Source organism: Dactylosporangium sp. CA-233914, assembly GCF_050942935.1.
Lineage (GTDB): Bacteria > Actinomycetota > Actinomycetes > Mycobacteriales > Micromonosporaceae > Dactylosporangium.
Window position 1 is genome coordinate 3,634,349 of record NZ_CP192030.1, and the last position, 26,644, is coordinate 3,660,992.

At 70.2% G+C, this 26,644-nt stretch carries 24 protein-coding genes; 16 read left to right on the plus strand and 8 right to left on the minus strand.

Going from position 1 to position 26,644, the window contains the following annotated elements; all coding sequences use genetic code 11:
• Positions 1 to 2: 2 nt before the first annotated feature.
• Positions 3 to 155: a hypothetical protein gene (locus ACQPY0_RS16710; protein WP_432989722.1), complete on the minus strand. Its 153-nt coding sequence runs from the start codon at positions 153 to 155 to the stop codon at positions 3 to 5.
• 211 nt (positions 156 to 366) lie between these two features.
• On the opposite strand from ACQPY0_RS16710, the gene ACQPY0_RS16715 reads away from it, so the two are divergent.
• The 8 genes from ACQPY0_RS16715 (at position 367) to ACQPY0_RS16750 (ending at position 8,677) form a co-directional block, all read left to right on the plus strand.
• On the plus strand, positions 367 to 1,575 hold the full coding sequence (locus tag ACQPY0_RS16715; RefSeq protein ID WP_432989724.1) for a M20 family metallopeptidase: 1,209 nt from the start codon (positions 367 to 369) through the stop codon (positions 1,573 to 1,575).
• Positions 1,576 to 1,589: 14 nt separating this feature from the next.
• A complete protein-coding gene (locus tag ACQPY0_RS16720; protein ID WP_432995274.1) occupies positions 1,590 to 1,997 on the plus strand; it encodes a cobalamin B12-binding domain-containing protein in 408 nt (135 codons plus the stop codon).
• Positions 1,990 to 3,582: an acyl-CoA mutase large subunit family protein gene (locus ACQPY0_RS16725; protein WP_432989726.1), complete on the plus strand. Its 1,593-nt coding sequence runs from the start codon at positions 1,990 to 1,992 to the stop codon at positions 3,580 to 3,582. Before ACQPY0_RS16720 ends, ACQPY0_RS16725 begins: the two co-directional genes overlap by 8 nt.
• The gene (locus tag ACQPY0_RS16730; RefSeq protein ID WP_432989728.1) at positions 3,576 to 4,766 is read left to right on the plus strand and encodes a CaiB/BaiF CoA transferase family protein; all 1,191 of its coding nucleotides are present in this window, start codon (positions 3,576 to 3,578) and stop codon (positions 4,764 to 4,766) included. Before ACQPY0_RS16725 ends, ACQPY0_RS16730 begins: the two co-directional genes overlap by 7 nt.
• A gap of 2 nt (positions 4,767 to 4,768) precedes the next feature.
• Positions 4,769 to 5,899, plus strand: coding sequence for a peptidase dimerization domain-containing protein (locus tag ACQPY0_RS16735; RefSeq protein ID WP_432989730.1), 1,131 nt, complete (start codon positions 4,769 to 4,771; stop codon positions 5,897 to 5,899).
• A gap of 5 nt (positions 5,900 to 5,904) precedes the next feature.
• Positions 5,905 to 6,897, plus strand: a complete 993-nt coding sequence (locus ACQPY0_RS16740; protein ID WP_432989732.1) for an LLM class flavin-dependent oxidoreductase — start codon at positions 5,905 to 5,907, stop codon at positions 6,895 to 6,897.
• A 1-nt stretch (position 6,898) separates the two neighbouring features.
• Positions 6,899 to 7,873 (plus strand): hypothetical protein, encoded by a 975-nt coding sequence (locus tag ACQPY0_RS16745; protein WP_432989734.1) that lies wholly within the window; start codon positions 6,899 to 6,901, stop codon positions 7,871 to 7,873.
• A gap of 162 nt (positions 7,874 to 8,035) precedes the next feature.
• Complete coding sequence (locus ACQPY0_RS16750) at positions 8,036 to 8,677, plus strand: GntR family transcriptional regulator (RefSeq protein ID WP_432989736.1); 642 nt, start codon at positions 8,036 to 8,038, stop codon at positions 8,675 to 8,677.
• A 10-nt stretch (positions 8,678 to 8,687) separates the two neighbouring features.
• Here ACQPY0_RS16750 and ACQPY0_RS16755 read toward each other — a convergent pair whose 3' ends face one another.
• Positions 8,688 to 8,882, minus strand: coding sequence for a hypothetical protein (locus ACQPY0_RS16755; RefSeq protein ID WP_432989738.1), 195 nt, complete (start codon positions 8,880 to 8,882; stop codon positions 8,688 to 8,690).
• A 119-nt stretch (positions 8,883 to 9,001) separates the two neighbouring features.
• Here ACQPY0_RS16755 and ACQPY0_RS16760 point away from each other — a divergent pair, with 119 nt between their 5' ends.
• The 6 genes from ACQPY0_RS16760 to ACQPY0_RS16785 all read left to right on the plus strand — a co-directional run bounded on the left by ACQPY0_RS16760 (position 9,002) and on the right by ACQPY0_RS16785 (position 15,691).
• A complete protein-coding gene (locus ACQPY0_RS16760; protein ID WP_432989740.1) occupies positions 9,002 to 10,405 on the plus strand; it encodes an amidohydrolase family protein in 1,404 nt (467 codons plus the stop codon).
• A 149-nt stretch (positions 10,406 to 10,554) separates the two neighbouring features.
• Positions 10,555 to 11,550: a BMP family ABC transporter substrate-binding protein gene (locus tag ACQPY0_RS16765; protein WP_432989742.1), complete on the plus strand. Its 996-nt coding sequence runs from the start codon at positions 10,555 to 10,557 to the stop codon at positions 11,548 to 11,550.
• A gap of 3 nt (positions 11,551 to 11,553) precedes the next feature.
• Positions 11,554 to 13,110: an ABC transporter ATP-binding protein gene (locus tag ACQPY0_RS16770; RefSeq protein WP_432989744.1), complete on the plus strand. Its 1,557-nt coding sequence runs from the start codon at positions 11,554 to 11,556 to the stop codon at positions 13,108 to 13,110.
• Positions 13,107 to 14,201, plus strand: coding sequence for an ABC transporter permease (locus ACQPY0_RS16775; RefSeq protein ID WP_432989746.1), 1,095 nt, complete (start codon positions 13,107 to 13,109; stop codon positions 14,199 to 14,201). Before ACQPY0_RS16770 ends, ACQPY0_RS16775 begins: the two co-directional genes overlap by 4 nt.
• Before the next feature lie 12 nt (positions 14,202 to 14,213).
• A complete protein-coding gene (locus ACQPY0_RS16780; RefSeq protein WP_432989748.1) occupies positions 14,214 to 15,287 on the plus strand; it encodes an ABC transporter permease in 1,074 nt (357 codons plus the stop codon).
• Positions 15,287 to 15,691 (plus strand): VOC family protein, encoded by a 405-nt coding sequence (locus ACQPY0_RS16785; RefSeq protein WP_432989750.1) that lies wholly within the window; start codon positions 15,287 to 15,289, stop codon positions 15,689 to 15,691. Before ACQPY0_RS16780 ends, ACQPY0_RS16785 begins: the two co-directional genes overlap by 1 nt.
• A 22-nt stretch (positions 15,692 to 15,713) precedes the next feature.
• On the opposite strand, the gene ACQPY0_RS16790 is transcribed toward ACQPY0_RS16785, so the two are convergent.
• From ACQPY0_RS16790 to ACQPY0_RS16810, 5 genes are read right to left on the minus strand one after another with little or no spacing between them, the layout of a single operon-like run.
• Complete coding sequence (locus tag ACQPY0_RS16790; RefSeq protein ID WP_432989752.1) at positions 15,714 to 16,601, minus strand: NAD-dependent epimerase/dehydratase family protein; 888 nt, start codon at positions 16,599 to 16,601, stop codon at positions 15,714 to 15,716.
• Positions 16,586 to 18,118, minus strand: a complete 1,533-nt coding sequence (locus tag ACQPY0_RS16795; protein ID WP_432989754.1) for a class I adenylate-forming enzyme family protein — start codon at positions 18,116 to 18,118, stop codon at positions 16,586 to 16,588. The genes ACQPY0_RS16790 and ACQPY0_RS16795 overlap by 16 nt, the downstream gene beginning before the upstream one ends.
• Positions 18,115 to 19,290 carry a cytochrome P450 gene (locus ACQPY0_RS16800; RefSeq protein ID WP_432989756.1) on the minus strand — a complete coding sequence of 392 codons (1,176 nt, stop codon included), beginning with the start codon at positions 19,288 to 19,290 and terminating at the stop codon, positions 18,115 to 18,117. The genes ACQPY0_RS16795 and ACQPY0_RS16800 overlap by 4 nt, the downstream gene beginning before the upstream one ends.
• Positions 19,287 to 20,039 carry a glycosyltransferase family 2 protein gene (locus tag ACQPY0_RS16805; RefSeq protein WP_432989758.1) on the minus strand — a complete coding sequence of 251 codons (753 nt, stop codon included), beginning with the start codon at positions 20,037 to 20,039 and terminating at the stop codon, positions 19,287 to 19,289. Before ACQPY0_RS16805 ends, ACQPY0_RS16800 begins: the two co-directional genes overlap by 4 nt.
• A complete protein-coding gene (locus tag ACQPY0_RS16810; RefSeq protein ID WP_432989760.1) occupies positions 20,036 to 21,058 on the minus strand; it encodes a 3-oxoacyl-ACP synthase III family protein in 1,023 nt (340 codons plus the stop codon). The genes ACQPY0_RS16805 and ACQPY0_RS16810 overlap by 4 nt, the downstream gene beginning before the upstream one ends.
• Before the next feature lie 48 nt (positions 21,059 to 21,106).
• Between ACQPY0_RS16810 and ACQPY0_RS16815 the strand changes: the two genes are divergently transcribed.
• A complete protein-coding gene (locus ACQPY0_RS16815; RefSeq protein WP_432989762.1) occupies positions 21,107 to 22,288 on the plus strand; it encodes a cytochrome P450 in 1,182 nt (393 codons plus the stop codon).
• 59 nt (positions 22,289 to 22,347) lie between these two features.
• Here ACQPY0_RS16815 and ACQPY0_RS16820 read toward each other — a convergent pair whose 3' ends face one another.
• The gene (locus tag ACQPY0_RS16820; protein ID WP_432989765.1) at positions 22,348 to 25,023 is read right to left on the minus strand and encodes a M14 family zinc carboxypeptidase; all 2,676 of its coding nucleotides are present in this window, start codon (positions 25,021 to 25,023) and stop codon (positions 22,348 to 22,350) included.
• Between the two features lie 673 nt (positions 25,024 to 25,696).
• Between ACQPY0_RS16820 and ACQPY0_RS16825 the strand changes: the two genes are divergently transcribed.
• Positions 25,697 to 26,587: a glutamate ABC transporter substrate-binding protein gene (locus ACQPY0_RS16825; RefSeq protein ID WP_432989767.1), complete on the plus strand. Its 891-nt coding sequence runs from the start codon at positions 25,697 to 25,699 to the stop codon at positions 26,585 to 26,587.
• The last annotated feature ends 57 nt before the right edge of the window (positions 26,588 to 26,644 follow it).

Here is a 26,644-nt window from a genome sequence, read left to right on the forward strand (position 1 = left end):
GGTCACCCGGTGGCCGGCCGGCGCGGCGGCGTCCACCGCTGCCCGATCTCCGCCAGGGTGTCCAGGTCCGGCGCCGCCACCGGCAGCGCCGTCGCGCCGTAGCGCAGCCCGTCCAGCAGCAGCATCAGGTATCGCCGCCACAGGCCCGGCGCCACCGGCTCGGTGTACTCGACCAGCGCCGGGATCCGATGCCGATCGGATCCCGGCGCTGTCCGGCGTCCTCGTACCCGCCCGTCGATCGACTCGGCGCGACTCAGACATTAGATCTTAGATTTTTGCCGGCCCTGGACCGGTGACAGGCTCAGATCGTCGAGGTAGATTGCATATCAGATCTGAGACGCTGACCCGCTTCAGGAAGGACCACGCATGACCACCGAGGTGAACGCTGGTGCTGCCGCTCGTGCGGTGAACGCGATCAAGTACGACCGGCTGACCGCCCTGGTGCAAGAGGTCTGCCGGATCCCGAGCGTCCTCGGCGACGAGGGCCCGCTGGCGAAGTTCCTGGTCGGCGTCATGCGCGACGCCGGCTTTGAGAAGACGGCGCTGCAGGAGGTGCTGCCGGAGCGACCGAACGCGATCGGTGAGCTGAACTTCGGCGCTGGGCCCCGCGTGGTCATGACCGGTCACATGGACACCAAGCCGGTCTCCCACGGATGGTCGAAGACCGACCCGTTCTCCGGCGAGCTCATCGACAACGCCATCTACGGCCACGGCATCATGGACATGAAGGCGGCGCTGGTTTGCCAGATCGTGGCCATGGAGGCACTGCGCGACTCCGGCGTCCCCCTGGCCGGATCGGTCGCGATGGCCGCCGTGTCCGACCACATGGGCGACCAACGGGGCTCCATCGTCTACTTCGAGGAGCACCCGGCCGACCTGGCGGTGCTCGGCGAACTGTCCGGCAACGAGATCTTCCTGGGCCACCGCGGCCGGTACTACTTCGACATCACCGTCCGCGGCACGTCCGCGCACACCTGTCACAAGCCGCTTGCCGTCAACGCGAACATGCTCGCCGCGCACGCGGTGCTCGAGCTCGACCAGTCGCGGCTCACCCCTCAGCTGGAGAGCTGGGTGGCCGACCTGTTCGGCGAGGAGACGTACATGGCGCCGGGGCGCATCTACGGTGGGCTCCCGCCGGGCGGTCCGTCGATGATTCCGGACGAGTGCGTCATCCGGGTCGACTGCCGGCCCCAGCCGGGCGTGTCCGTTGAGGAGGTGCGGGCGGAGATCGACCGATGCCTGCAGGCGGCCACGGCCCGTGACCCGCGGTTCAGGGCGGACGTCACGCTGGCCGACGTGAAGTCCGGCTACCTGGCCAACCCGGGTGACCGTGTTGTCGAACTGATGCGTGACTCGGTCCGCGCGGTGCGGGGCAGCGAGCCGCCGCTGCTGGCGGCCGGCTGGCTCGGCGATACCGCGAGCTTCGGCTCCAAGGTGCCGACGATCATTTTCGGGCCCGGTGGCGAGCCGGTCTACTGCGCCGACGAGCACCTGTCCATCGACGATCTCGTCGAGGCCACGAAGGTCTACACGACGTTCGCGGCGCTGGCACTTGGGGACCAGGGGAACACGTGAGGGCGCGGGCGTTCGTGCGCCCGCGGGTCATCCTGGCCAAGCCAGGGCTCGACGGGCATGACCGAGGCGTCAAGGTCGTCGGAATGGCGCTGCGCGACGCCGGGGCCGAGGTGCTCTATCTCGGCCTCCAGCAGTCCGCGAGCCAGATCGTGGGTGCCGCACGAGCCGAGGACGTCGATGTGATCGGCGTGTCCGTGCTCTCCGGCGTACACATCGCCGTGGCCGATCAGCTGATCCGCGCCCGCCACGAGGCGGACCTCGACGACGTGGCCATCGTGGTCGGCGGCACGATTCCGCCCGCCGACGTCGACCGGCTCAAGGCACTCGGCGTGCGCGACGTCTTCCCCGCCGGAACGCCCCTGCCGGATGTCGTCAACCGGATCTTCGACATCGCCAGGGAGGGCAGGGCGGACGATGAATGACGAGACACCGGCGGCTACCACCGACTCGGGCATCCCGCTGGAACCGATCTACTTCGCGCACAGCGTCGCGCCCGGTCTGGACGATCGACTGGGCCGGCCCGGGCAGGCACCCTTCACCCGTGGCCCCTACTCGACCATGTACCGGGAACGGCTGTGGACCATGCGGCAGTACGCCGGGTACGGCTCGGCGGAGGACACCAACGCCCGCTATCGCTACCTGTTGTCGCAGGGCCAGACGGCGCTGTCGGTGGCGTTCGACCTGCCGACCCAACTGGGCTACGACTCCACCTCACCTGACGTGGCCGCGGAGGTGGGCCGCGTCGGCGTCGCCATCGACACCGTCGAGGACATGGAGGCCGTCTTCGCCGGCCTGCCGATCGACCAGCTGTCCGTGAACTTCACCATCAACGCGACGGCGCCGATCATCCTGGCCTTCTACCTGGTCGCGGCCGAGCGGCAGGGGGCGCGGCTGGAAGACGTCGCCGGTACGCTGCAGAACGACATCCTCAAGGAGTTCCTGGCCCGCAAGACGTTCATCTTCCCGCCCGAGGCGTCCATCCGGCTCGTCGCGGATGTGGTGGAGTTCGCCTCGGAGCACCTGCCGCGGTTCAACGGCATCTCGATCACCGGCTACCACGCTCGCGAGGCGGGGTGCGACGCGGTCCAGGAGGTCGGGCTGACCATGGCGTCGGCGATCGCCTACAGCCAGGCGTTCATGGCCCGGGGCCTCGACTTCGACTTCTTCGCTCCCCGGTTGTCGTTTCACTTCTCCAGCCAGCTCGACCTGTTCGAAGAAGCATCGAAGGTCCGGGCCGCGCGCCGCATGTGGCACCGTATCGCCACCCGGCGCTTCGGCGCGAAGAAGGAGAACTCGGCGCGGCTGCGATTCTTCTCCGGCTGCTCCGGGGCCACCCTCACCGCGCAGCAGCCACTCAACAATGTGGTCAGATCCACCCTGCAGTGCCTTGCCGCAGTACTCGGCGGCGCTCAGTCCATCCACGTCATGGGTTACGACGAGGCGCTGGCCATCCCCACCGAGGAGTCGGTACGCCTTGCCCTGCGTACCCAGCAGATCATCGCCCACGAATCCGGGGTCGCCAAGGTGATCGACCCGCTCGCCGGGTCGTACTTCGTCGAAAGCCTCACCGATGAGATCGAGCAGCGGGCCTGGGCACTGGTGGAGCAGGTCGACGCCAGCGGCGGCCTGGTCGAGATGCTCGCCCAGGGCGTGCCGCAGCGTTGGGTGGCCGAGTCCGCCTACACCTACGAGCGTCAGGTGGTCGACGGCGAGCGCATCAAGGTCGGCGTGAACAAATACGTCGACGACTCCGACGTCGTTCCGCCATTGTTCGAGTTCGACGAGACGGCGGGCGACCGCCAGCGGCAGCGGCTGCGGGATCGGTTGGCCTCCCGTGACGCCGCGGCAGTGGCGGCGGCCCTGGACGCGCTGGCCGGCGCGCTGGCCGGCGGCGCCAACAGCATGCCGTACATCATGCAGTGTGGCCGGGCCGGCGCGACGCTGGGCGAGATCGCTGACGCCATGCGGGCTGAGTTCGGCGTCTACCGGGAGCCGCAGCCGTGGTGAGCCAGGCCCGCCCGCTGGAGGGCATCCGGGTGGTGGACCTGACGCGGTTTGTCTCGGGGGCCTATGCCACGATGCTGCTCGCGTCGCTCGGCGCGGACGTCATCAAGGTTGAGGTCGGCGACGACGGCGACCCGTACCGGGCCCAGGGGACCGCGTTCGTCGGTGGGGTGAGTGCGCTGTTCCAGGCCCTCAACACCGGCAAGCGCGGTATCAGTGTCGACCTCAGGTCCGAGTCGGGCCTGCGGGTGATGGAGGCGCTGCTGGCCACGGCCGACGTGATGGTCGAGAACGGGCGGCCCGGCTCGCTGCGCCGGTTCGGCCTCGACGCTGCGTCCGTGCGGACCAGCCACCCGCACCTGGTCTACGGGTCGATCTCCGGCTACGGGCAGGTCGGACCGGATGCCTCACTCGGCGGGTTCGACCTGACCATGCAGGCCGAGGGCGGCCTCATGAGCGTGACCGGGGTGGCCGGTGGGGAGCCGGTCAAGGTCGGCGTCCCCGTGCTCGACATCGGCAGCGCGGTGTCCTGCGCGCTGGCGGTGGTTGCCGCCCTGCTCGGCCGGGAGCGGCACGGTCGGGCGGCCCACGTCTCCTCGTCGCTGCTGGAGTTCGCCGTGGCCACCTTCACCAGCGTGGCGCCGGCATACCTCGTCGACGGCGAGGTGCCGCGGCAGATGGGCAGCCACTCGCCGACCTTCGCCCCGTATGGCGCCTTCCGGGCCCGCGACGGCTACCTGGCGATCGCCGGCGCCGGCAGCGAGGACCTGTGGCACCGGCTGTGCACGGCGATCGCGGCACCGCAGTTGCGGACCGACACGCGGTTCGCCACCAATGCCGATCGGGTGCGGCACCTGCCGGCGCTCATCGAGGCGATCGAGGCTGTGCTGGGCCGTCACGATGTGGATGACTGGCTCGCGCGCCTGGCGCAGGCAGGCGTCCCGTCGGCCAAGGTACGGGACCTGGCACAGGTACTGTCTTCGGCACAGGTGGCGGCGTTGGGTCAGGTACGGGAGGTGCCGATGAGCGGGGGAGCGTACCGGCACATCGGTCCACCGTTTCAGGTGGACGGTGTGCTCGACTATCCGCGCGCAGCGCCCGACCTGGGCGAGCACACCGATGAGGTGCTGGCGGAGCTGGGTCTGGACCCGCACGGCGCTTCGATCACGGAAGTGCCGGAGGCGTGAAGATGTCCATCAACGACGGCGCCGCGGCGCTGGCCGCCCGCAGCGAGGCCGAGGCCGCGAAGGTCATCGACCGCACGATTGAGCTGGCAGTGATACCAGCCCCGCCGCTGGGTGAGGCGCAGCGAGCCGCACGCGTGGCGCAGTGGTGGCGCGAGGACGGCCTGGACCGGGTCGCGATCGATCCCACGGGCAACGTGTGGGGGATGGCGCGGGACGGCAGCGCACCCGCGGTCGTCGTCGCCGCGCACCTCGACACCGTCTTCGGCCCTGACGTCGTACACGGGCTCGTCGACGACGGCGCCGGGCGCCTGGTCGGCCCCGGCTGCGGTGACGACACCGTCGCGGTGGCCGCGTTGTCCAGCCTGCACCGGCTGCTGCCCGAGACCTCCCAACGGGCGGTATGGGTGGTGGCGACCGTGGGCGAGGAAGGGCTGGGCAATCTGCGGGGAGTCCGGGCCGCGGTCACCGATTCGCCGGTCGACGTGGGCGTCCTCATCGCGCTCGAAGGCAACTACCTTGGCCGGGTCAACACGATCGGAGTCGGGTCGGTCCGCAGGCGGGTCACCGTTACGGCGCCCGGCGGCCATGCCTGGGAAGACCCGCACATCCCCAGCGCGGTCCACGTCGCTGCCGAGATGGTCCGCGACCTGCACCACCTTCGGGTTGCCCACCCGGCGAAGATGACCGTCAACGTCGGCACGCTGCACGGCGGGGAGTCCATCAACGCGCGCGCCCCGCGGTGCGTCTTCGACCTGGACCTGCGCTCCGAGGATCCGCAGGCGCTGCTCGCGCTCACCGCTGCGGCGACGGCGATCCTCGAGTCGGCGCCCGCCGGGGTCGGCGTCACCGTGGCGGATCTCGGTGAGCGTCCGGCGGGCCGGATCGAGCCCGGCCATCCGCTGGTCGAGGCGGCCGTCGGCGCACTGCGGCAGGTCGGTGTCGAACCTCGCTTCACGGCCGCCAGCACCGACGCCAACGCCGCCTACGAACGCGGCATCCCCGCCATAACCCTCGGCATCACCTATGGCGATGGCACCCACACCGAGCGGGAATGGATCGAGACGCGGCCGGTCCCGCTCGGCCTGCAAGCACTCGTTGTCACCATCAGTACGTTTGTCTCCTCAGGAGGATAGGACTCATGCTCAGTGGAGTGGCACTGCAGCCCGTGGACGCGCCATCGACGTTCGAGTCCATGGTCGAGGAGATCGAGGGCGGTGGGTACGACGAGCTATGGCTCACCGACTCGTCCCTGCACGCCCGCTACGTCTACGCATACCTGACGCTGGCCGCCCGGCACAGCCGGCGACTGCGGCTCGGGACGGCGGTGACGAACCCCATCACCCGGCACCCGGCGATCACCGCGACCGCCATCCTCACCATCGACGAGATCTCCAACGGCCGCGCCGTGCTCGGTATCGGCGCTGGTGACCGTCCACTGCTCGCGCTGGGTTCCAAGCCGGCGCCGCTCAAGCAGCTCGAAGCGGGCATCGACGCCGTTCGCCGGCTGTGGAGCGGCGAGACGGTGACGATGCAGGCGCCCGGGTTCGTCCTCGACGACGCTCACCTCCGCGATCACGGAGGATCGAAGATCCCGATCTACATGTCCGCCAGCGGACCCAAGACGCTCGAGCTCGCCGGGCGGATCGCCGACGGTGTGATCCTGCTGGCGGGACTGCATCCGGAGGGGGTGCAGTGGGCCATCGACCATATCGACCGGGGCGTGGAGAAGGCACATCGGGCGGCTCGGCCGAAGGTGACGGTCTTCGCTTACGGCGCCGTGGACGACGACGAGGACAAGGCTCTGGCCGCCGGCCGCACCATCGCGGCGTGGTTCCCGCAGACCACACCGGTCTATTGCGAGATGGCCGGTCTGTCGAGCGAGTTGGTGAAACAGGTGCGGGACCTGTACGCCGGCGGGGAGTTCCAGGAGGCCGAGCAGGCCGCGCGGCTGCTGCCGGACGATTTCGTGCACCGCATGTCGTTGGCCGGCGGCAAGGACCGCGCCCGCGGCCACATCAAGAACATGCTCGAAGTCGGCGTGGACTGCGTCAGCGTCTTCCCACTCGGCGACGACCGGATGAAGACCGTCCGGTACTTCAAGGAGTGCTTCGACGCGGTGACGGGGAGCTGACATGAGCACGACGATCCCGGAGCGGACCGTCGCGACGGCGCTCGAGCAGTGCCTCGGCGCCCAGCCGGGTGAGGAGGTCGTCCTGCTCACCGACGACGGCGTCGACGCCGCGGTCGTCGCGGCTCTGGTCGCAGGTCTCGAGCGGCGGCGCTGCGTCCCGATCGTTGCGCGGCTGCCCCGATACGAAGTGCCGGGCAGTGAACCGCCGGCGGCAGTCGCCGGCCTGCTGATGGGGGCGGCGGCGGCGATCGAGCTGACCTCCACGTTCATCGGCTCCAGCCGGGCGCGGCAGCGCGCGACCGCGAACGGCGTGCGCTACCTCGCCATGCCCGGGGTGGTAGCCGACACCTTCCGGCTGGGCGGACCGTTCGACGTCGACTTCGACCGGCTCCGGACGGTGACCGAGCGCCTCGCTCAGGCGTGGAGCGAGGCCCGCACGTACCGGTTGACCACGCCGGGCGGTACCGAGCTGTCCGGTTCCGTGGCAGGACGCCGCGGCCGTGCCCTGTACGGGGTGGCGCGGGAGCCAGGCGCGTACATGGCGCCTCCGGACGTGGAGTCGGGTACGGCGCCCGTCGAGGGCAGCTCCACAGGCGTCGTGGTGATCGACGCCGACTTCCTGTTCATGGGGCAGGGGCCGGTGACTCGGCCGGTCGCGATGCACTTCGTCGACGGCCGCTTGGTCTCGATCGAGGGCGGCGAGTGCGACCGGCTGATCGAGATGATGGGCCGATGCCATGATGACCGGATGGGCAATCTCGCCGAGGTGTCGATGGGACTCAATCCCAACGGACGTGTGTGCGGTGTCGCGATGGAGACCGAGTCGACCCTCGGCAGCGCTCACATCGCGTTGGGCAACTCGATTGCCTACGGCGGGACGGTCGACGCGCCGGCACACCTCGATTGCGTCATGCGTCAGGCGACACTCGAACTCGACGGCCGCCCCGTCTTGGTCAACGGCGTGGTACCGGCGTGACGGCCCCGGTTTGGCATATCATATTCGATGTGCGAAGCTCGGCTGGTCGCCAGGCCGAAGGTCTGCCCCCGTGCGCTGCACGACGCATTCCATCAAAACGACACTTCAGGTGAGGGTCAGATGGCATTGCCCGAGCGCTCTGGTCAGAGCGGGCTGCCTCCCATGCAGCTCAAGGACCGCGTATATGAGCGGCTCCGCCAGGGCATCCTGGACGGTGAGTTCGAGACCGGGGCCGCCCTCCGTGAGGTCGAACTCGCCGCGCTGCTGCAGGTCAGCAAGACACCTATCCGGGAGGCCTTCGTACGCCTGCACAAGGACCGGCTCGTCGAGCTGATTCCATACCGGGGAGCCGTCGTCGCGGGCTACACGCGGCAGGACCTGAAGGAGATCTATCAGGTCCGCGAACTCATCGAGGGCGCGTGCGCGGCCAACGCGGCGGCCACGGCGCCCCCGGCTCTCTCTGCCGCGCTCGAGGAGAACGTGCGCGCGAGCCGGGCCGCCCTCGCCGCGGACGACGTGCCTGAGGTGGTGCGCCTCTTCGAGGAGTTTGATCGCCTCATCTACAGCCAGTCCGGCAACAGGTGGGTCGACGACCTGATCGAGAACCTGGAAGGCCACCAGCGCCGCATCGGACGGCTCACGGTCGGCATCCCCGGCCGGCTCGCGCAGTCGGCCGAAGAACACGCGCGGATCAGTGCCGCCGTCTCGCGCCATGACGCCGAGGACGCGGAGAAGCTGATGCGTATGCACGTAGCCTCGGTCATGGCTGACCAACTGAACAACTTCGGCGACGACCGCAGCTGAGGCTTCGGCGTCAGGGTGTTCGCAGTTCGTTCGGCCTGCCCATGGTGGGCCCCTTCGTCGTGTCCGCAGCAACGGGGCGCGCGCTGACGTTTGCGCTGTTCAGCGTGCGGAACCCGGCGGACTGCCAGTGCGCGTCGGCCCGCTCGGCGGCGCCGGTTCTCGACGCCGTCACGGGCTGCCGGAAGTGGTTGACGACCCGCTCCACCCGTCGTAGATTGCGGTAACGCGATATCAGATCTCAGATTCCAATCTTGGCCGGGGCCTCTGGTATGCGACAGGCGTCACTGCTCGGGAAGGGCCAGCACCATGCCAATAGAGCAATCCATGTCAGCGCCGGTGGACGTCGATGTCGTCATCGACGGGGGTTGGGTTCTCAGTCTCGACCCGCAGCGCCGGATCTTCGCTGACGGCTACGTCGCCATCACCGGCGACACCATCGTCGACGTGGGCCGCCGCGCGGACTTGACCGGTCGCTACCGCGCCAAGCGGGTCATCGACGGCAAGGACAAGGTCACCATCCCGGGCATGTCAAACGGGCACCGGCACCTGCTGTGCTGCGCCAAGGGCGCGATGCCCGAGGGCGGCACCACCCTCGATGCGCTGCGGCGATTCATCTACCCGTCCTTCTCCAGGCTGACCGCCGAGGACATGCACACGTACGCGCTGCATGCGACCGCGGAGATGGTGCGCTTCGGTACGACCAGCTTCGAAGAGCCGGGCTGCAACCACCTCGAGGCGGTCCTGGACGCGGTGGCCACGTCGGGCATGCGGTGCCGCATCGGCCCATGGACATGGGACCAGAACGGCTCGGCCGGCCCGGAAGACCTGCCGGACTGGCTGAAGTTCAGCGCTCCGGACGCCATCAAGCGGCTCGAGGACGGCGTGGCGACCGTGCGGGCCTTCAAGAACCCGCGCATCCGGGACGCCGTCACGATCGAGGGCGTCGGCACCTGCTCGGACGAGCTGACGGTCGGCGCGGCGCGGCTGGCGCTGGAGGCCCAGTCGCTGATGGTGATCCACAAGTCGACCAGCGAGCGCGAGGTGGCCTTGGAACTCAAGGCATTCGGCCACCGACCCGTCGAGCACATGTACAAGATCGGCGCGCTCAACGAGCGGGTCATGATGAACCATGTCACCAGCCTCGCAGACTGGGAGGTCGAGGTCATCGCCGACTCCGGCGCCCGGATCTCGCAGAACCCGAGCACCGCGCTGAAGCTCGCCAAGGGCACCACCCAGTTCGGCAAATGGCCCGAGTTGCTCCGCGCCGGCGTGCCGGTCTGCCTCGGCACGGATGCCGAGAACTGCTCGAACCACCAGGACATCACCCGCGCCATCTCGCTGGCCGCGCTGCTGCCGCGCGACGCCCGTCAGGATCCCAACGCCGTCAGCGCCGAGCAGGCGCTGGAGATGGGCACGCTCGGCGGCTCGCGGGTCCTCGGCTGGGACGACGTCGTCGGCGGTATCGAGGTCGGAAAACAGGCAGACATCTGCATCTACGAGGCGACCGACTTCGATTGGCGTCCCTTGCACAACCCGGTCGCGAACCTGGTGTACGGCGCGACCGGACACTCCGTGCACACGGTGCTCGTCGCCGGCGAAGTACTGCTGGAGAACAAGAAGCACACCAAGGTTGACGAAGGTGCCCTGCGCGAGGAGGTCGAGAAGATCGACCGGCGCGTGCTGAAGGAGATCGGTATCGATCCTCGGGGGACCTGGCCCATCTACTGACGTCGGTTCCGTCGAGTTCCGACCACAAATCGACCTACACGTGACCCTCACACGACGCGACCCCCACGCGGCGCGACCCCCACGCGACCCCCACGCGACCCCCGCAGAGCCGGAGCCCGTGTCGGCTCCTTGTTGAGATGGAGTCACTTGTGAAGAGGCGTTACCGAGCCGTCGCCGGGACGGCCCTCGCGGCGGCACTGTTGCTGACCGGCGCCTGCGGCGCCGGCGAGTCGAGCGGCGCCGGCGGCGACAAGAAGACCATCAAGGTCGGTGTCGCACTCGCCGGCCCCCGCAACGACAAGGCGTTCTACCAGACCTACCTGGAGGGCGTCACCCAGAACGCCGAGGCGATGCACCTCAAGGTGTCCGTCGTGGACAACCTGACCGACCCGCAACAGATCACCGACGCGCTGACCAACCTCGCGGCCGACAACGACATCGTCATCGGCGGCGGCAGTGCGCTGGTCGCCGGCGCCAACGCCATAGCCGCCAACTACCCGGACACGACCTTCGTCATGTCCGGTGCGGTCAAGGAGGGTATCCCCAACCTGCACGCCTACATGATGCTGCAGGGCGTGCCCGCGTACGTGGCCGGCGCCGTCGCAGCGGGCCAGACCAAGTCCGGGAAGGTCGGCTTCATCGGCGGCGCCCAGATTCCGCCGACCAGCCAGTCCGACATCGACTTCAAGGCCGGCGCTCAGTCGGTCAACCCGAACATCGGGTATGCGACGGTCACGGTGGGCAGCTTCAGCGACGCCCCCAAGGCCAAGGCGGCCGCGGCAGCGCAGATCACCGAGGGCGTCGACGTGATCTACGCGTTCGTCGATGCCGGTCTGCCCGGTGTGATCCAGGCGATCGAGGAGTCCGGTAAGGACGTCAAGGTTTTCAACCCCACCACCGACCGATGCAACGAGTCCCAGCACATCGTCGGCTTCGACTACCAGAACAACCAGCAGCTGGTGACGGTGATCCTGCAGGACTACCTCGCGAAGAAGCTCCCCACCGGCACCAAGAAGTACGCCCTGCAGGATCCCAAGATCCAGAAACTGACGATGTGCCCGGGCTCGGCCGGCCTGCAGGCGAAGGCGGATGAAGTAGCGGCGAAGATCAACGCCGGTGAGATCACGATGCCCACGGGCGGCTGATCGATGACTCGCCAGCCCTCGAACCTCGAATCGCGGCGCGTCGCCCCGGACGTCGTCCTGAAGATGCAGGGCATCTCCAAGCGCTACCCGGGCGTTGTCGCCAACGACAACATCACCATCGAGATCAGACGCGGTGAGATCCACGCCCTGCTCGGGGAGAACGGGGCTGGCAAGAGCACCCTCATGAAGATCCTGGATGGGGCCGTCCAGGCGGACGAGGGATCCATCTGGATCGACGGTAACCGGGTCGCCATCCGCCGGCCGCGAGACGCACAGGAACTCGGCATCGGCATGGTGTACCAGCACTTCATGCTGGTGTCGGACATGACGGTCACCGAGAACATCGCGCTGGCCGCACCGGGCCACCTCGCCGCCCGATCGGGCCTGCCCAAGGTCAGGGCCCGGGTCGCCGAACTGGCCGGGCGACACGGGCTCGCCATCGATCCGGACGCTCGGATCAGCGACCTGTCGGTGGGCGAACGCCAACGGGTCGAGATCATCAAGCTGTTGTACCGCGACGCCGACCTCCTGGTCCTCGACGAACCCACCGCGGTGCTGACCCGCGACGAGTGGCGGCACCTGGCCACCGTTCTACGCACGCTGGCCGCACAGGGCAGGACCATCATCATCATCACCCACAAGCTCGGCGAGGTCTTCGAGGTGGCCGACCGCTGCACCGTGCTGCGCGGCGGCCGGGTCATCGGCACGACACCGCTGGCGGAGACATCGGTCACCGATCTCGTACGGATGATGGTTGGACGCGACGTGCTCCTGCGGGTGCCGAGGGCGGACATCGAGCCTGGCCCGGTCCTGCTGGAGACGCGTGGTGTGCATCTGCGCGACCCGGACGGCAGGGTCCGGCTCGACGACATCAACCTGCGGATATGCGCCGGCGAGGTGGTGGGGGTGGCCGGCGTCGAAGGCAACGGCCAGCCCGAACTGGTGGACGTCCTCGCCGGTGTGCGTCAGCCCACCGCCGGATGGGTACGCGTGGGTGAATCGCCGGCCGGCCGGCTCGATCCCTGCCTCGTGGCCGGCCTGGGTGTCGCCGTCATCCCGGAGGATCGTCACCGCGACGCCGTGGCACTGTCCCTCTCGGTCGTCGACAACCTCGTCGTGAAGAGCCTCGACGAACCCCGTCTCGCCCGATCGGGGATCCTGCGCTGGCGAACCATCCGGGAGCACTGCCGCGAACTGATCGCCAAGTACGACATCCGGGTGTCCAACATGGACGTGCGGATGCGGCAACTGTCCGGCGGCAACCAGCAGAAAGCGGTGGTGGCCCGCGAGATGGACCGTAACCCGCGCGTGCTCATCGCCGCACAACCTACCCGTGGGCTCGACATCGGGGCGATGGAGTTCGTGTACCAGTGCATCAACCGGCACCGCGAACAAGGAGGAGCGACGCTGCTGGTCTCCTCGGAGCTCGATGAGATCCTGACCCTGTCGGACCGGGTACTGGTCATGGTGCGGGGCCGGATCGTCGGCAGTCTCACCGGCGCCGAGGCCACCCCGGAGGCGATCGGGCACCTGATGTCGGCAGCGGCGGAGGCGGCATGATGTCGGAGCGCACCCGTGGATTGCTGGTGGCGTGGGCGGTCTCCGTGGGTGCCGTCGTGCTGGCGCTCGCGGCCTCCCTGATCGTCGTGGCGATCGCGGGGAACTCGCCCGCGGAGGCCGCCCAGGCGCTGTTCGACGGAGCGTTCGGCAGCACGAGCCGATTCGGAGCGATGCTGGCCAAGTCGGTGCCACTGACCCTGGCCGCGTTGGGCTGGGTGCTCGCGTTCTCGGCCCGGCGGATCAACGTCGGTCTCGAGGGGCAGATTCTCGCCGGTGGTGTCGTCGCTGCCATGGTCGGACTCCTGATCAGCGGCATTCCCACCGTGATCCATCTGCCCCTCATGCTCATCGGCGGCATCGTCGGCGGCTGTCTATGGGCCGGGGTGGCCGCGTGGCTGTGGGCCAAGCGGGACGTCAACGAGATCATCTCCACCCTGCTGCTGAACTTCGTCATGTTCCAGGTCGTGAGCTGGCTGGTCTCCGGCCCGCTCGAGGAGCCGACCCACACGCTCGGGCAGACCGAACCCATCGCCGCCACGGCGCGCTGGCCCGTGCTCATTCCGGGCACGCCGCTACGTCTGGACTTCTTCCTCCTGCCGCTGACCGCGATCGGGCTCTCACTGCTGCTGCGTAACACCACGGCGGGGTTCCGGTTGCGCGCCACCGGAGCGAACTCCACGTTCGCCGCCTACTCGGGCATCAGGACGAAGAAGGTCTCGGTGCTGGCGCTGGTCGCCTCGGGTGGCCTCGCCGGTCTGGCCGGATCGTCGCTCATCGGGGCCGGGACGTCCGGCAACATGTCCGACCACTTCTCGGCGAACTACGGATTCGAAGGGATCGTGGTGGCACTGCTCGCGCGCAATTCTCCGCTGGCCTGCATTCCCGCTGCACTCCTGTTCGCCACGCTCAAACAGGGTGGCGGACTGATGGAGGCCCGCGTCGGGGTTCCCTCCGGCCTGGTGCAGGTGACGCAGGGCCTGGTCATCATCCTGGTCGCCGGCGCCGGATATCTCTTCGAGCGGCACCGCGCCACGCGGGTCGCTACGCCCACCCCGGCGGCGGCCGTTTCCGTGGCCTCCGAGTCGAGCTGAGGAGCGCCGGCGATGTCGCCTCTTGATGCGGCGTGGCTTGCCACGACCGTCATTCTCGCGGTGCCGATCCTGGTCACCGCCACCGGCGAGCTGATCTCACAGCGCAGCGGTGTCATGAACGTCGGTCTCGAAGGCATGATGCTCTTCGGCGCCTTCTTCGGGTTCGTGGCCGCCGACAAGGCCGGCTCGTCGTGGCTCGGCCTGCTCGTGGGCGTCGCCGCCGGCGCCGTCCTGGCAACGGTCATGGCCCTGTTGTCGGTGACGCTGCGGGCCGACCAGATCGTTGTCGGTGTCGGCATCAACCTTGTCGCGGGTGGCGTCACCATCTTCCTCAACCGCGTGCTCTACCAGTCGGGCGGGCAGGTCACGATCCCGCGGATGGGTCGGGTGCCGATCCCGCTGCTGGCCGACATCCCCGTGATCGGGCCGGTACTGTTCAACCAGTCGCCCATCGTCTACCTGAGCTACGTCATCGTCCCGGCGAGCGCCTGGGCGCTGTACCGCAGCAAGTGGGGCCTCGCCGTACGCGGCGCGGGTGAACTTCCGGAGGCCATCGAGACCGCCGGCATCAATGTCAACCAGGTCCGTTGGGGCGGCGTACTGCTCGCCGGTGCCCTCGCCGGCCTCGGTGGCGCCTTCCTCTCCGTGGGCCAGGTCGGCCTCTTTCTCGAGGGCATGACCGGTGGCCGAGGCTTCCTCGCACTGGCCGCGGTGGTGTTCGGCAAGTGGCACCCACGCGGGACCGTCCTGGCCTGTCTGCTCTTCGGGGCCGCAGACGCTCTGCAGTTGCGGCTGCAGAGCGTGCAGACGGTGCCGGCATCGGTGTGGCTGGCTGCAGCCGCGGTAGCCGTCGTGTTCCTGGCTCGGCACGTGCGCAGGCACGGGGTGACCTGGTTCGGCCTGGTGCCGGCGATCGCGGCGCTTGCGATCGCATCGCCCGTGCTGTTCGGGGTGGGCGTGTCGCTGCCCGCGCAGCTGTGGCTCGCCCTGCCCTACATTCTGAGCCTCGCCGCACTCGCCGGCCTCGTCGGTAAGGCTCGGGTCCCCTCCGCGCTGGCCGAACCCTTCGACCGGAAGAACCTGTGATGTCCGTGACGATCCGCAAGGTGCACCATGTCGCATTCGCGGAGGAGACCGGCGCCGAATGGGTTCGGCTCCTGTGCGGACTGCTCGACCTCACCGTCGAGCACACGGAGAGCGCCCCGGGGTTCGTAGAGCGCATGGTGCCCATCGGCGACTGCTGGCTGCAGGCGCTCGAAGCCACCGGCGACGGCGTGGTCCGCCGGTCGCTGCGGCGGCGGGGTGAGGGCTTTCACCACATCGCGTTCGAGGTGAGCGACATCGACGCCACGATGGCTTCACTGCGCGAGCGCGGCGTTCGGTTCGTCGACCAGAATCCGCGCCCGGGCGGGATGGGCACCCGTATCGCGTTCGCCGACCCGCGCAGCTTTGGGGGAGTGCTGGTGGAGTTCGTCGAGGAGCCGACCTGACCCAGGCGGGCGCCCCGGTAGCTCACCAGGTCTCGGCGCCGGCGAACGACGTCGGCGCCGGTCGCAGGCCCATGCGGGTGCGAGCGGCGGTCAGGTCGAGGGTGCGCTCCATGGCCAGGTGTGCGATTGCGTACCGGGTCAGCCGGGGCGGCTCCGGGCGGCGGGCCAGGCGCCAGGCCGCCTCGACCGCGCCCGCCACCGCCCACGTCGGACGGGCCGGCAGGGTGCGGACGCCGACCCGCAGGCCGCGGACGGCGAGCAGCTCGCGCAGCGCGTCGGCGACGGCGACCGGCTCGGCGTCGGCCACGTTGTAGACGCCGGGCGGGGCGTCGGGCTCGCAGGCGCGCAGCGCGGCATCCACCAGGTTGCCGATCGCGGTCAGCGACTGGTGGGCGCGGCCGTCGCCGACGATCCAAAGGTTGGTACCGCGAATCGCGCCGAGGATCCGCGGCAGCAGCACCCGGTCGCCGGGGCCGTAGACCGCGTGCGGGCGGAGCACCACCGTGGCCGAGCGGGATGCGAGGAGCCGTTCGGCCGCGGCCTTCGACGCGGCGTAGGCCGTCAGGTATCGCGAGACGGGGGCCGCCTCCTCGCGGGCGTACACCGTCGGCACGAACGGGTCGTAGACGCTGGCGGAGGAGATGTGCACCAGGCGTACGCCGGGAAAGCTCTCCGCCACGTGCCAGGCGCCGTCGAGGTTTGTGCGCCAGGTCGGCGCGGCCGGGCCCCAGTCGTTGACGGCCGCGGCGCAGTGCACGACCGCGTCCACGGCCGGCGGGTCCGGCAGCGGGCCGCGGTCGATGTCCCACTGCCCGCGGCCGAACGCGTGCACCTGCCAGCCAGCGTCGGCGGCGGCCCGGGCCACGGCGCCGCCGACGAAGCCGGTCGCGCCGGTCACCGCGATGCGCACTGCGCCTCCAGCAAGGTTCGCAGGGCGTCGCGGTCGGGCTTGCTCGTGCGGCCCGCGACCGGGATGGCCGCGACGACGTACACCGCGTCGGGCAGCGCGCCGGCATCGACCACCCCAGGCAGCGCGGCCCGCACCGCGGCGGCGAGGCGCTCGGGCGAGGCGGCCGGGTCGGCGGGCACCACCGCGAGGGCCACGCGCTCGTCGCCGAACGGGCCCGGCAGGCCGACGAGGACGGCCTGCGCGACGCCGTCGAGGCGGGCGATCGCCGGCTCGTACAGGCCGGGGTAGATGTTCACCCGGCCCCGGATGATCATGTCTTTCTTCCGTCCGATGAGGACGATCCGGTCGCCGTCGAGGCGGGCGAGGTCGCCGGTGGCGTGCTCGGTCAGCGGGGGCTCGCCGAGGTACCCAAGGCACAGGTTCGGCCCGGAGACCAGCAGTTCGCCGTCGTCGGCGAGGCGGGCCCGCACGCCGGGCAGCGGTGCGCCGGCGAGGTCGCCGGGGCCGGGATGGGCGAGCTTGTCCTCGGCGGAGGCGGTGGCGACCGGCAGGATCTCGGTCATGCCGTACACGCTGAGGATCTCGGTGCCGGGCAGCGCCTGCCGAGCCCGGCGCAGCAGCGACGGGCCCACGGGAGCGCCGCCGAGCAGGATGTGGCGCAGGCCGCCCGGCGCGGCCACCCGCCCGGCGTCGATCGCGTCGAGTACCGCGGCGAAGTCGGCGGGCACGCAGAACGTGTGGCTCACCCCGGTCAGGCCGGCGGCGTAGCGGACCGGGTCGGCGGCGGGCGCGAGGCCGTACGGCGGCATCGTCCACAGTGCACCGGCGACCAGCGCGGGCAGGCCCAGCATCAGCTGGTCGGTGTGCACCACGTCGGGTGGGCCGAGGGCGCAGCGGCCGGCGAGCACGGACAGGCCGGCGCCGAGCGAGCCGCGGGTGTGCACGACCGCGCGCGGTGCCGCGGTGGTGCCGGAGGTGAACACGACGAGCGCCTCCCGGTCCGCTGCATCGTCCACTGTGGACAGCTCGGGGAAGCGGGCGAGGCGCGCCGCGCTCAGCGCGCCGCGGGGCACGCCGGGCAGCCATCGGCCCGCGTACACGTGGCGGACCGGCAAGCGGTCGTACGCGGGCAGCAGCACCCCGCGGCGGCGGGCGAGGCGGCGGGTCGCCCGCCAGGCGCTGACGCCGTAGAGCAGCGACTCGGCGGCGGCCCAGCGGGGTCCGGTGTGAGCGAGGCGGGCGGCGAACAGCTCGGGGCCGGCGCCGGGGTCGGCGAAGACGACGGTGCCGCCGGCCGCGACGATGCCGAGGGCGAGCACGACGCCGGCGGGCTCGGGGCGTACTGAGAACAGCACCCGGTCGCCGTCGGCCAGCCCGGCGGCGCGCAGCCCTGCCGCCGTCGCCCGGATCCGCGCGCCCAGCCCGCGGTAGGTCAGGCGCGCCGAGTCCGCCCGCAGCGCCGGCGCGTCGCCGCGCGCGTCGCAGGTGGCGAGCAGGGCGGTGATCAGGTCGGTCACGACGGGCGGCCGAGGACGAGCCGGGCGTACCCGGGGATGAGCACGCGCGCGGCGGCCCGGCGTCCGCGGATGACGAGCGGGCCGGCCTGCCGCCAGGCGTCGAGGACCGCGCCGAGGAAGGCGTGGATCTCGGCCAGGGCGAGGGGCATGCCGAGGCAGTAGTGGACGCCGGCACCGAACCACAGCTGGCGCAGCTCGGCCGGGTGCGGCCGTTCGGGGTCGAACGGGCCGTGGGCGCGGGCGCACGACAGGGTCATGATGACGACCCGGTCGCCGGGGGCGACGGCGACCCGGCCGACCCGGCCGGCGGCCGCGACGCCGCGCAGCATGACCGGCGAGGGCACCGTGTAGCGCAGCGCGTCGGACACCACCGCGTCCGACCGGGACGGGTCATCGGCGAGCCGGGCCAGCCAGCCGCTGTCGATGCCGAGCGCGACCAGCCGGGGCACGAACGACACGAGGGTCTCGGTGCCGGTGAGCACGAACGCGGCGACGGCACCGCGGGCCTCGTCCTCGGTCAGGCCCAGCTCGCGCATCCGGCCGGGCACGGTGCCGCCGTCGGCGGCGCGGTACGCGGCCATGGCCGGCGCGGTGAGCTCCGCCATGACCGTTCGGGCCCGTACGACCTGGCGCGGGGTCAGGCCGCGCCGGGTCAGCCGCACCATCGACGTGACTTCCGTGCCGCGGGCGAACATCTCGTCGAAGCGGGCCGAGTTCGGGGTTTCGCCGGTCGGCAGCCCGACCAGATCGGCGATGACCGCGCCCGCGCAGCGGCGGACCTCGGTGACCACGTCGACGCCCGCCCCGCCGGCGAGGCGGCGGGTCATGTCGGTCAGGGTGGCGGCGAGCACCCGCTCGCACAGCCCGCGCACCGCGGCCGGGGTGAACAGGCCGGACAGCTGGCGGCGCAGCCGGGCGTGGTCGGGGCCGGTCATGTTCAGCAGCACGCTGCGGCCGAGCACCGGGGTCCACAGGTCGGCCGGTGAGCCGGGCGCGGCCTTGCTGAACGTGTCGGTGTCGGTGAGCACCGCCCGCGCGGTCGCGGCGTCGTTGACCACGACCCCGAGCCCCGGCACCCGCACCACCGGGCCGAGGCGGGCCAGGCCGCGCGCGAGCGGGTACGTCAGCGGGTGCGCCGCGAGCTGGATCCGCCGCTCCCACCGGGCGGTCATCGAATGTCTACAATGGATGGGCGGTAGCGGTGGTCGGCGTACCACGCCAGCGTCCGGCGCAGCCCCCACGCCCGCACCCGCCGGGTCGAGCCGCGGACCTTCACGTCACGGCGCAGCCCGTAGGCGGGAGTCAGCCGGCGCACCGCGTTGACCAGCGCCCGGTCCTCGTGCAGCTCCTCGATCGCGGTGCGCGGGAAGCCGCCGGCCCGCTCGTACAGCCCAGCCTCGATGGCCATGTTGCAGCCGGGCGCCATGACGTACGGGCCCAGAAAGGCGGGGCCGCGGTTGCCGGGACGGAACTTGCCGAACCAGGTCGCCACCTCGACGGCGCCGACGAGCAGCCACCGGTACCGGCGCGGCAGCGGCCCCTCGTCCGTGCGCGGCAGCAGTTGCCCGGCGACGAGCTCGAGGCCGTCGCCGAACGCGGCGCGGATACGCGCGATCCAGTCCGGGTCGGGCAGGCAGTCGGCGTCGGTGCGGGCCAGGTGGGTGGCGCCGTGGCTGATCGCGTGCCGCATGCCGGTGTCGGCGGCCGCGCCGGTGCCCTTGCGCGCCTCGGCGACGACCTGCACCGGCCCGGCGCCGACCGGCCCGGCGAACCCGCGGACCACGTCGGCGGTGCCGTCGGCGGAGCCGTTGTCGACGACCACCACCGTGAAGTCGCGGTCGGTCTGCGCGGCCAGCGCCCGCAGCGTCGCGGTGATGCCCGGCGCCTCGTTGTAGGCTGGTACCACCACCCACAGCCTCACAGCCGGATCACCGCGATGCCGAGGCTGATCCCGCCGCCGAGCCCGACGAGGGCGACGAGATCGCCGGGGCCGGCCCGGCCGGAGCGCAGCGCGAGCGACAGCTGCAGCGGCAGGCTCGCCGAGGCCAGGTTGCCGTGCTCGGGCAGGGTCACCACGAGCCGGTCAGCGGCCACGCCGATGCCGGAGCGCACCGCCTCCAGGAACGTCAGCGACACCTGGTGTATCCCGACGACCGCGAAGTCGTCCCAGCGCAGCCCGAGCCGGTCCACGGTGTCGTGCAGCATCTGCGGGCCGAGCGCGGAGAACGCGTCGCGGAGCCGGTCGCCGTCGATGCGGAAATAGGTGTACTCCTCGTCGCGCGGGTGCGCCGAGCCGCCCCCGGGCAGCGTGCCGACGTCCCAGACGCGCGAGTTCGCGGCGGCGCCGAAGCCGAGGACGCCGGGGCCGTCCGGGTAGGCGGGGGTGGCGTGCAGCAGCAGGGCGGCGCCGGCGTCGGAGAGGGTGTAGCCGGCGAACGCGGTGCGGAACGCGGCGATGCCCGGCACCCGCCAGCGCGTCGCCCGGGACGGGGACTCGCCGCAGGCGATGAGCACCCGGTGGTACCGGCCGGAGACGATGAACGCGTCGGCGACCTCCATCGCGTTGAGGACGCTGTTGCACGCGTTCTTGACGTCGAACACCGGGCAGCCCAGGCCGAGCTTCTCGGCCACGATGTGCGCGGTCGCCGGTTCGACCATGTCCTGGCTGGCCGAGGCGAAGATGAGCAGGTCCACGTCGGCGGGGCCGATGCCGGTCTCGGCCAGCACCTTCTGCGCGGCGGCGACGGCGAGGTCGGAGGCCTGCCATCCGGCCGGCATCAGGTGGCGATGCTCGATGCCGGTGAGGCGGCGGATGAGCCCGGCCGGCGGGGTGAACCCGTCGCTGAGCGCGGCGACGCGCCGCTCGACGTCATTGCTGGACAGCCGGTCCTCGGGCAGGTGGACCGCGACCCCGCCGAGCGCGGTGACCCGTCGCTCCACACCCGTACCCCCACTTCGGCCAGTGCGTCATTGTACTAGCCTGGCAGTGTGGCACTCGATCTTGCCCGGCGCCATGAGCTGCGGTTACTGGCGGCGAGCCGGCCCGCACTGCCTGTGCTGCTGACGCTCGGACGCCTCGCCCGCCCGATCCGCCGGATGCCCGGCCTGGGCTGGCTGGTCGCCGACCCGGTGACCGCACGGCGCATCCTCAACGACCCTGAGCACTTCACGCTGCTCGGCGAGGGCGGCGTCGGCCACCTGTGGGCCCAGGTGCTCGGCGACTGGGTGTACGACGCCTTCGACGGCGCCGGGCACCACGCGCTGCGTACGAAGGCGCGCGAGCTGTTCACCGAGGACAACGCGGCGGCGCTGGTCGCCCGGGTCGCCGGGCCGCGGCTCGAGCAATGCACCGCCGCCCTGGTCGCCGGCGAAACCGTCGACGTCGCCGACCTCGGCCGGGTCGTCGTCGGGCGGATCGTGGCCGACCTGCTCGGCCTGGACGTCGCGGCGCCGGACGACGACACGGCGTACCGCGACATCTTCGAGACCGGCGAGCGCCTGGCCGCGCTCGCCCTGGGCAGCACGGCCTCCACGCACCTGCCCGAGGCCACCGTCGCCGCCGCCCGCGACATGGTGGCCCGGATGACCGGCGGGGTCGCCGCCGCCTGGCGCGACGCGCCCGCCGACCGGCTGCTGGGCCGCTGCCGCGAGTTGGGCCTGGGGCTGCGCGAGACCGAGGGCCTGGCGGTGCTGCTGATGGTGGCCGGCACCGAAACCGCGGCGAGCGCGATGGCGCGTACGGTCGCGCTGCTGCACGACACCGCCTCGCAGCAGCGGCTGCGCGCCGAGCCGCACCGCATCGCCGACGCGGTCCGCGAGGGCCTGCGGGTCACCACCCCCGCCCCGGTGATCGGCCGCTCGGTGAGCGCCGACGTGGAGGTGGCCGGCCGGCGGCTGCGCGCGGGGGAGCGGGTGCTGATGCTGACGTACACGGCGAACAACGCGCCGGGCGGCTTCGACCTCGACCGGGAGTACCTGCCGGACAACCGCCAGCTGTGGTTCGGCGCCGGCCGGCACCTGTGCCTCGGCGCGCCGGTGGCCCGGGCGGAGCTGACCGCGTTGCTGCGCGCCCTGTTGGCGACCGGCCGCCCGTGGCGCATCGTGGAGCGCCGCTACGGGCGACGGGTGCTCATCCCGACGTACGCCCGCCTGCGCATCGCCCTGACCTGACGCTTGCGCCGGCTCCGGTGGGGCGGGACCAAGGGGCCTCGCCCCACCGCAGTGGTGGGCTACCGGCCCAGGCGCTTGAACTGCTCCGCCGCGAGCTTCTGCGACGGGCCGTAGTACATCGCGTTGAACAACATCTTCTGCTCGCCGCGGTTCCAGGTGCGGAAGCCGATCTCGCTGCCGAAGGTCAGCACGTAGCCTTTGTCGATCGTCCAGGACAGGCCGTTGACGGCGCCGTTGAGATACTGGCCGCCGATGAGCCAGCCACTCTGGAGTTGGTTGCCGCTGTCGGGGTACTTGGCGACAACGCTCACCGGGTAGGTGGTGGTGCTGGTCAGCTTGTACGCGGGGTCGGCGTCCATCCACACGGGATGGTTGGCCTCCATGCCCCACGCGGCCGGGTTGTTCGAGTCGACCTCCTGGCTGAGGATCGACCCCGGACAGTAGAACGCGCTGCGGTCGCTGGGCAGGACCGACGTGATGGGCAGGTTGAACAGGGTCTGCGCCGTGGTCGTACCGCTGCCGTAGGCGACCAGCGTGCCGCCGCCGGTGACGAAGTCGTGCAGGGCGGTGAATCCGGTGGTACCGACGCCGAACGCCCAGGACCACTCCGCCGGGTACCGGCTGGAGTCGAGGCCGGTGACAATGCTGGTGCGGCTGACCCCGTGCGGCATGATGATGGCGTCGTACTTGCCGGCCAGGTTGGCGTAGTCGTCGTGCACGACCACGGAGTAGTTCACGCCGTACTGGTCGAACATCCACATCAGCCAGCCGGACGGCATGTTGCCCGGCGGCTTGAGCAGGCCGATGCGGGTACCTTGCTTGAGCTGGACGCCGGCCACGGCCGGTACGGTGCCGATCGCGTGGACCGGGATGCCGGTCGCCCTCGCCTGGTCCTGCAGCACCTGCTTCGCGGCGCCGCTCGGCGGGACCAGGAAGGTACCGGCCGGATAGGAGCGGCCGCCGTCCGTGAACGCGGCCGCCGCGCGGAAGGTCGGGACGTTCTTGCGCTGCAATGCGGCGACGATCCGGAACACGCCGTAGGATTCCGGACCGAACGCGTACGCGCCGGTGTTCGAGGGTGTCGGGACGCTCACCGACGGCGGCGCGACCGAGCTGATGAGCTTCGCGTTGGCGTTGAACTGGCCCTCGATGAGGTCGGCCTTGAAGCCCAGCAGCATCGGCAGGGTCTGCGCCGTGACGTCGTACGGCCGCACTGGCGGACCACCCGGGTACTGCAGCAGCATCGGGTAGTCCTGGACCTCGAGCAGCGTCTTGGCGAAGACGGCGTACGGCTGCTTCATGTAGATGATGTACGAACCGGCGGCGTAGGTCTTGCTGCCGGCGGTGAACGCCGACTGCGCCTGGTGAATCTCCACCGCGCCCTTGCGGAAGATGGTCAGGGCGTCGAACACGGCCTGCGGGTCTCGCTGGCCGGCCTCGATGACGTAGGCGAACGGGCCGGTGCGGGTGACCGCCTTGTGCCCCACGCGGTAGAAGTTGTAGAGCCAGTTGTACTTGTCGTACGCGACGGTCTCCAGGCCGGCGTAGAAGGCCTCGGACACCCAGTCAATGACGTTGCGCAGCGTCCAGGTGTTGCTGTCGTACGGCTCGATGAAGTTGATGGCCTTGTCCTGCCGGCCCAGCGGGCCGTTGCCCACGAGCGGGTAGGCGAGGTTGGAGCACGTGGCGGCCTCGGTGAGGATGCGTGCCGCGCCGTGGTAAACGCAGTACTGCCGCGACGGGGTCCAGTAGTCGTACTGATCGGCCCAGCCGTTGCCCTTCATGCCCGCGGCGGTCATGCCGCGCTGCATCGCCATGCCCACGGCGTTGGTCTGCTGCACGATGATCGGATCGATGTTGACGTCGTACGGCGCCAGGTACGGCGGGGTGAACAGCCGTGGGGAGTTGGAGCTTGCCTGGTGCGAGTCCTGGAACACCTGCGGGTGGTATTTGTTCACGATCGAGATGTTGTAGCCCGATTCGATCTGGGTCAGCATGATCCAGTCGCGGTTGTTGTCGTGGCCGTTGTATTTGTTGTAGAGGTCCGGGTAGGTGCGTGCGAGGTTCGTCTTCGCGGTGGCGGCGAAGTAGTCGTTGACCAGGACCAGCCCGTCCGGGTTCTGGCACGGGACCATCAGGATGATCAGGTTGTCGAGGATTTCCTTCATGTACTTCGACTGATCGGTGGCCAGCCGGTGGGCCCACTCGATGGCGGCCTGGGAGTTGCCGACCTCGGTCGAGTGGATGCCTGCCTGCACGAAGTAGAACGGCAGCCCCTCGCCGGCGAGCTTCCTCGCGTCGCTGTCGGACAGGCCGCGCGGGTCGGCCAGCCGGGCATTGATCGACGTGTAGTGGTCGAGCCGGGCGAGGTTCTGCGGCGAGCTGATGGTCAGCAGGATGTACGGGTGCCCCAGGGTGGTCTTGCCGATCTCCTGGTACTTGACCCGCTCGCTGCGCTGCCCGATCAGTTGGAAGTAGGGCACCATGTCCTTCCACTGCGCCAGGTAACCATCGGACCCGATCCGGGTACCGAAGTACTGCGCCGGCGTGGGGATGTTGCCGCCCTTGTGCACCTGTGTCGAGTCAGCACCGAGGTCGCTCGGCGGGGCCGCAACCGCGCCGCCTGGCGTGATGATCGTGGTCGCGGCTGCCGCGGCACTGGCCGTGGCGGCGGCTTTGAAGAGTGTTCGACGGGACAGACTTGACTGCTCTGTGCTCTGCTCCGTGCTGGTCATTTGCCGACATCCCTTTCCACGGCCTGTGCCGATCCGGCCGTTAACTGCGGCGGGGTTCACGATCAGAGGACCATCGGGTCTACACGTTGTGTTCACGCCGTACTGGCGGCGAGACATTCAACGCGCGCGGCGGTGTAGCCTTTCACAAATAGGTAACAGCCATTTGTGGTGAGTGTTGTTACTGGATTCCTGGCCGGGCTGAACCGCCCGACCGGGAGGCGAAGTTAGCATGCTCCGTGCGTGATGTCCGCGCACTTGAGGTAAACCTGAGGTTCCCGGCCCCCGAGTGCCGCGCCCACCGGAAGCCGGGCCGCGTCATTGACGTGATGCGAGACTTCAATGGTCCTCATTTCCAGACGGTTTCCCCAGATTCATAAAGTTATGTACGTCAATGCTACCGCGAGGCGGCGGCGTGATGATATCGACGTTCTGGGCGGTGGTCGTAGCCTCGAATTCGTCGGCGGCAAGCGGCTTCATCGGCGCCTCTCCGGTCGGGCTGGGCCTGGTGATCCGAGTCAACCAGGGACAGGGCGCCTCGAAGCGAGGACTTGAGCGTCTCCAGAGCTTGCCCTCCGGTGCTGTCCGATGCTCTAGTCAAGGTCACCGTTGTTCGTCGACCACGATTCCCACCCCGCCGACGCGTGCGCGCGACCGGCAGACCGAGGAGCAGCGCATGCGACGAGCTCGTATCCCGTCGATCATGGTTGCCTGGGTCATGACCCTGACCGTGGGGACCGCCTGTGGAGCGAGTGACACCGGCTCCGGCCGCGGCACCGGACCGGTCGCGGATGTCGCGTTCAAGGCCGGCACCACGATGGACCGGCTCCACCGCGCCGGGAAGATCAGGATTGGTACCAAATTCGACCAGCCGGGTTTCGGCCTCCAGGGCGCGGACGGCATCCCCACCGGCTTCGACGTGGAGATCGGCAAGATCATCGCCACCGAACTGGGCATCCCGGTGGGCGGCATCGAGTGGGTCGAGTCCACGCCGAAGCTCCGTGAGGAGCATCTCGAGACCGACAAGGTCGATATCGTGGTCGCCACCTACACGATCAACGCCGAGCGGCTCGAGCACGTGGACTTCGCCGGTCCGTACTACGTCGCCGGCCAGCAGATCATGACCCGCAAGTCCGACAACTCGATCACCGGCCCGGAGACGTTCCGCATCGGTGCGAAGAAGGTCTGCTCATCGATCGGATCCACCCCGGCGAAGAGCATCACCACGTACCTCAAGGACCAGGCGACACAGCTCATCCTCTTCGACGTCTACACCAAGTGTGCCGACGCCCTGGAGGCCGGTCAGGTGGACGCCGTCACGACCGACAACGTCATTCTCACCGGCTTCGTGGCCCAGCACCCTGAGGACTTCAAGCTCGTCGGCGCGAGGTTCACCACCGAGCCGTACGGGATCGGCCTGAAGAAGGGCGACGACACGTTCCGCGCGTTCATCAACGGCGTCCTGGAGAAGATCGCCAAGGACGGCCGATACGCCAAGGCGTGGACCGGCACCGCCGGGAAGTACGACACGAACATGCCGGAAGCTCCTGCGGTCAACCGGTACTGAGTCCGGAAACGTCGGTGGACGAGGTCCTTCGGCTCAGGCAGCAAGACACCCGCACTC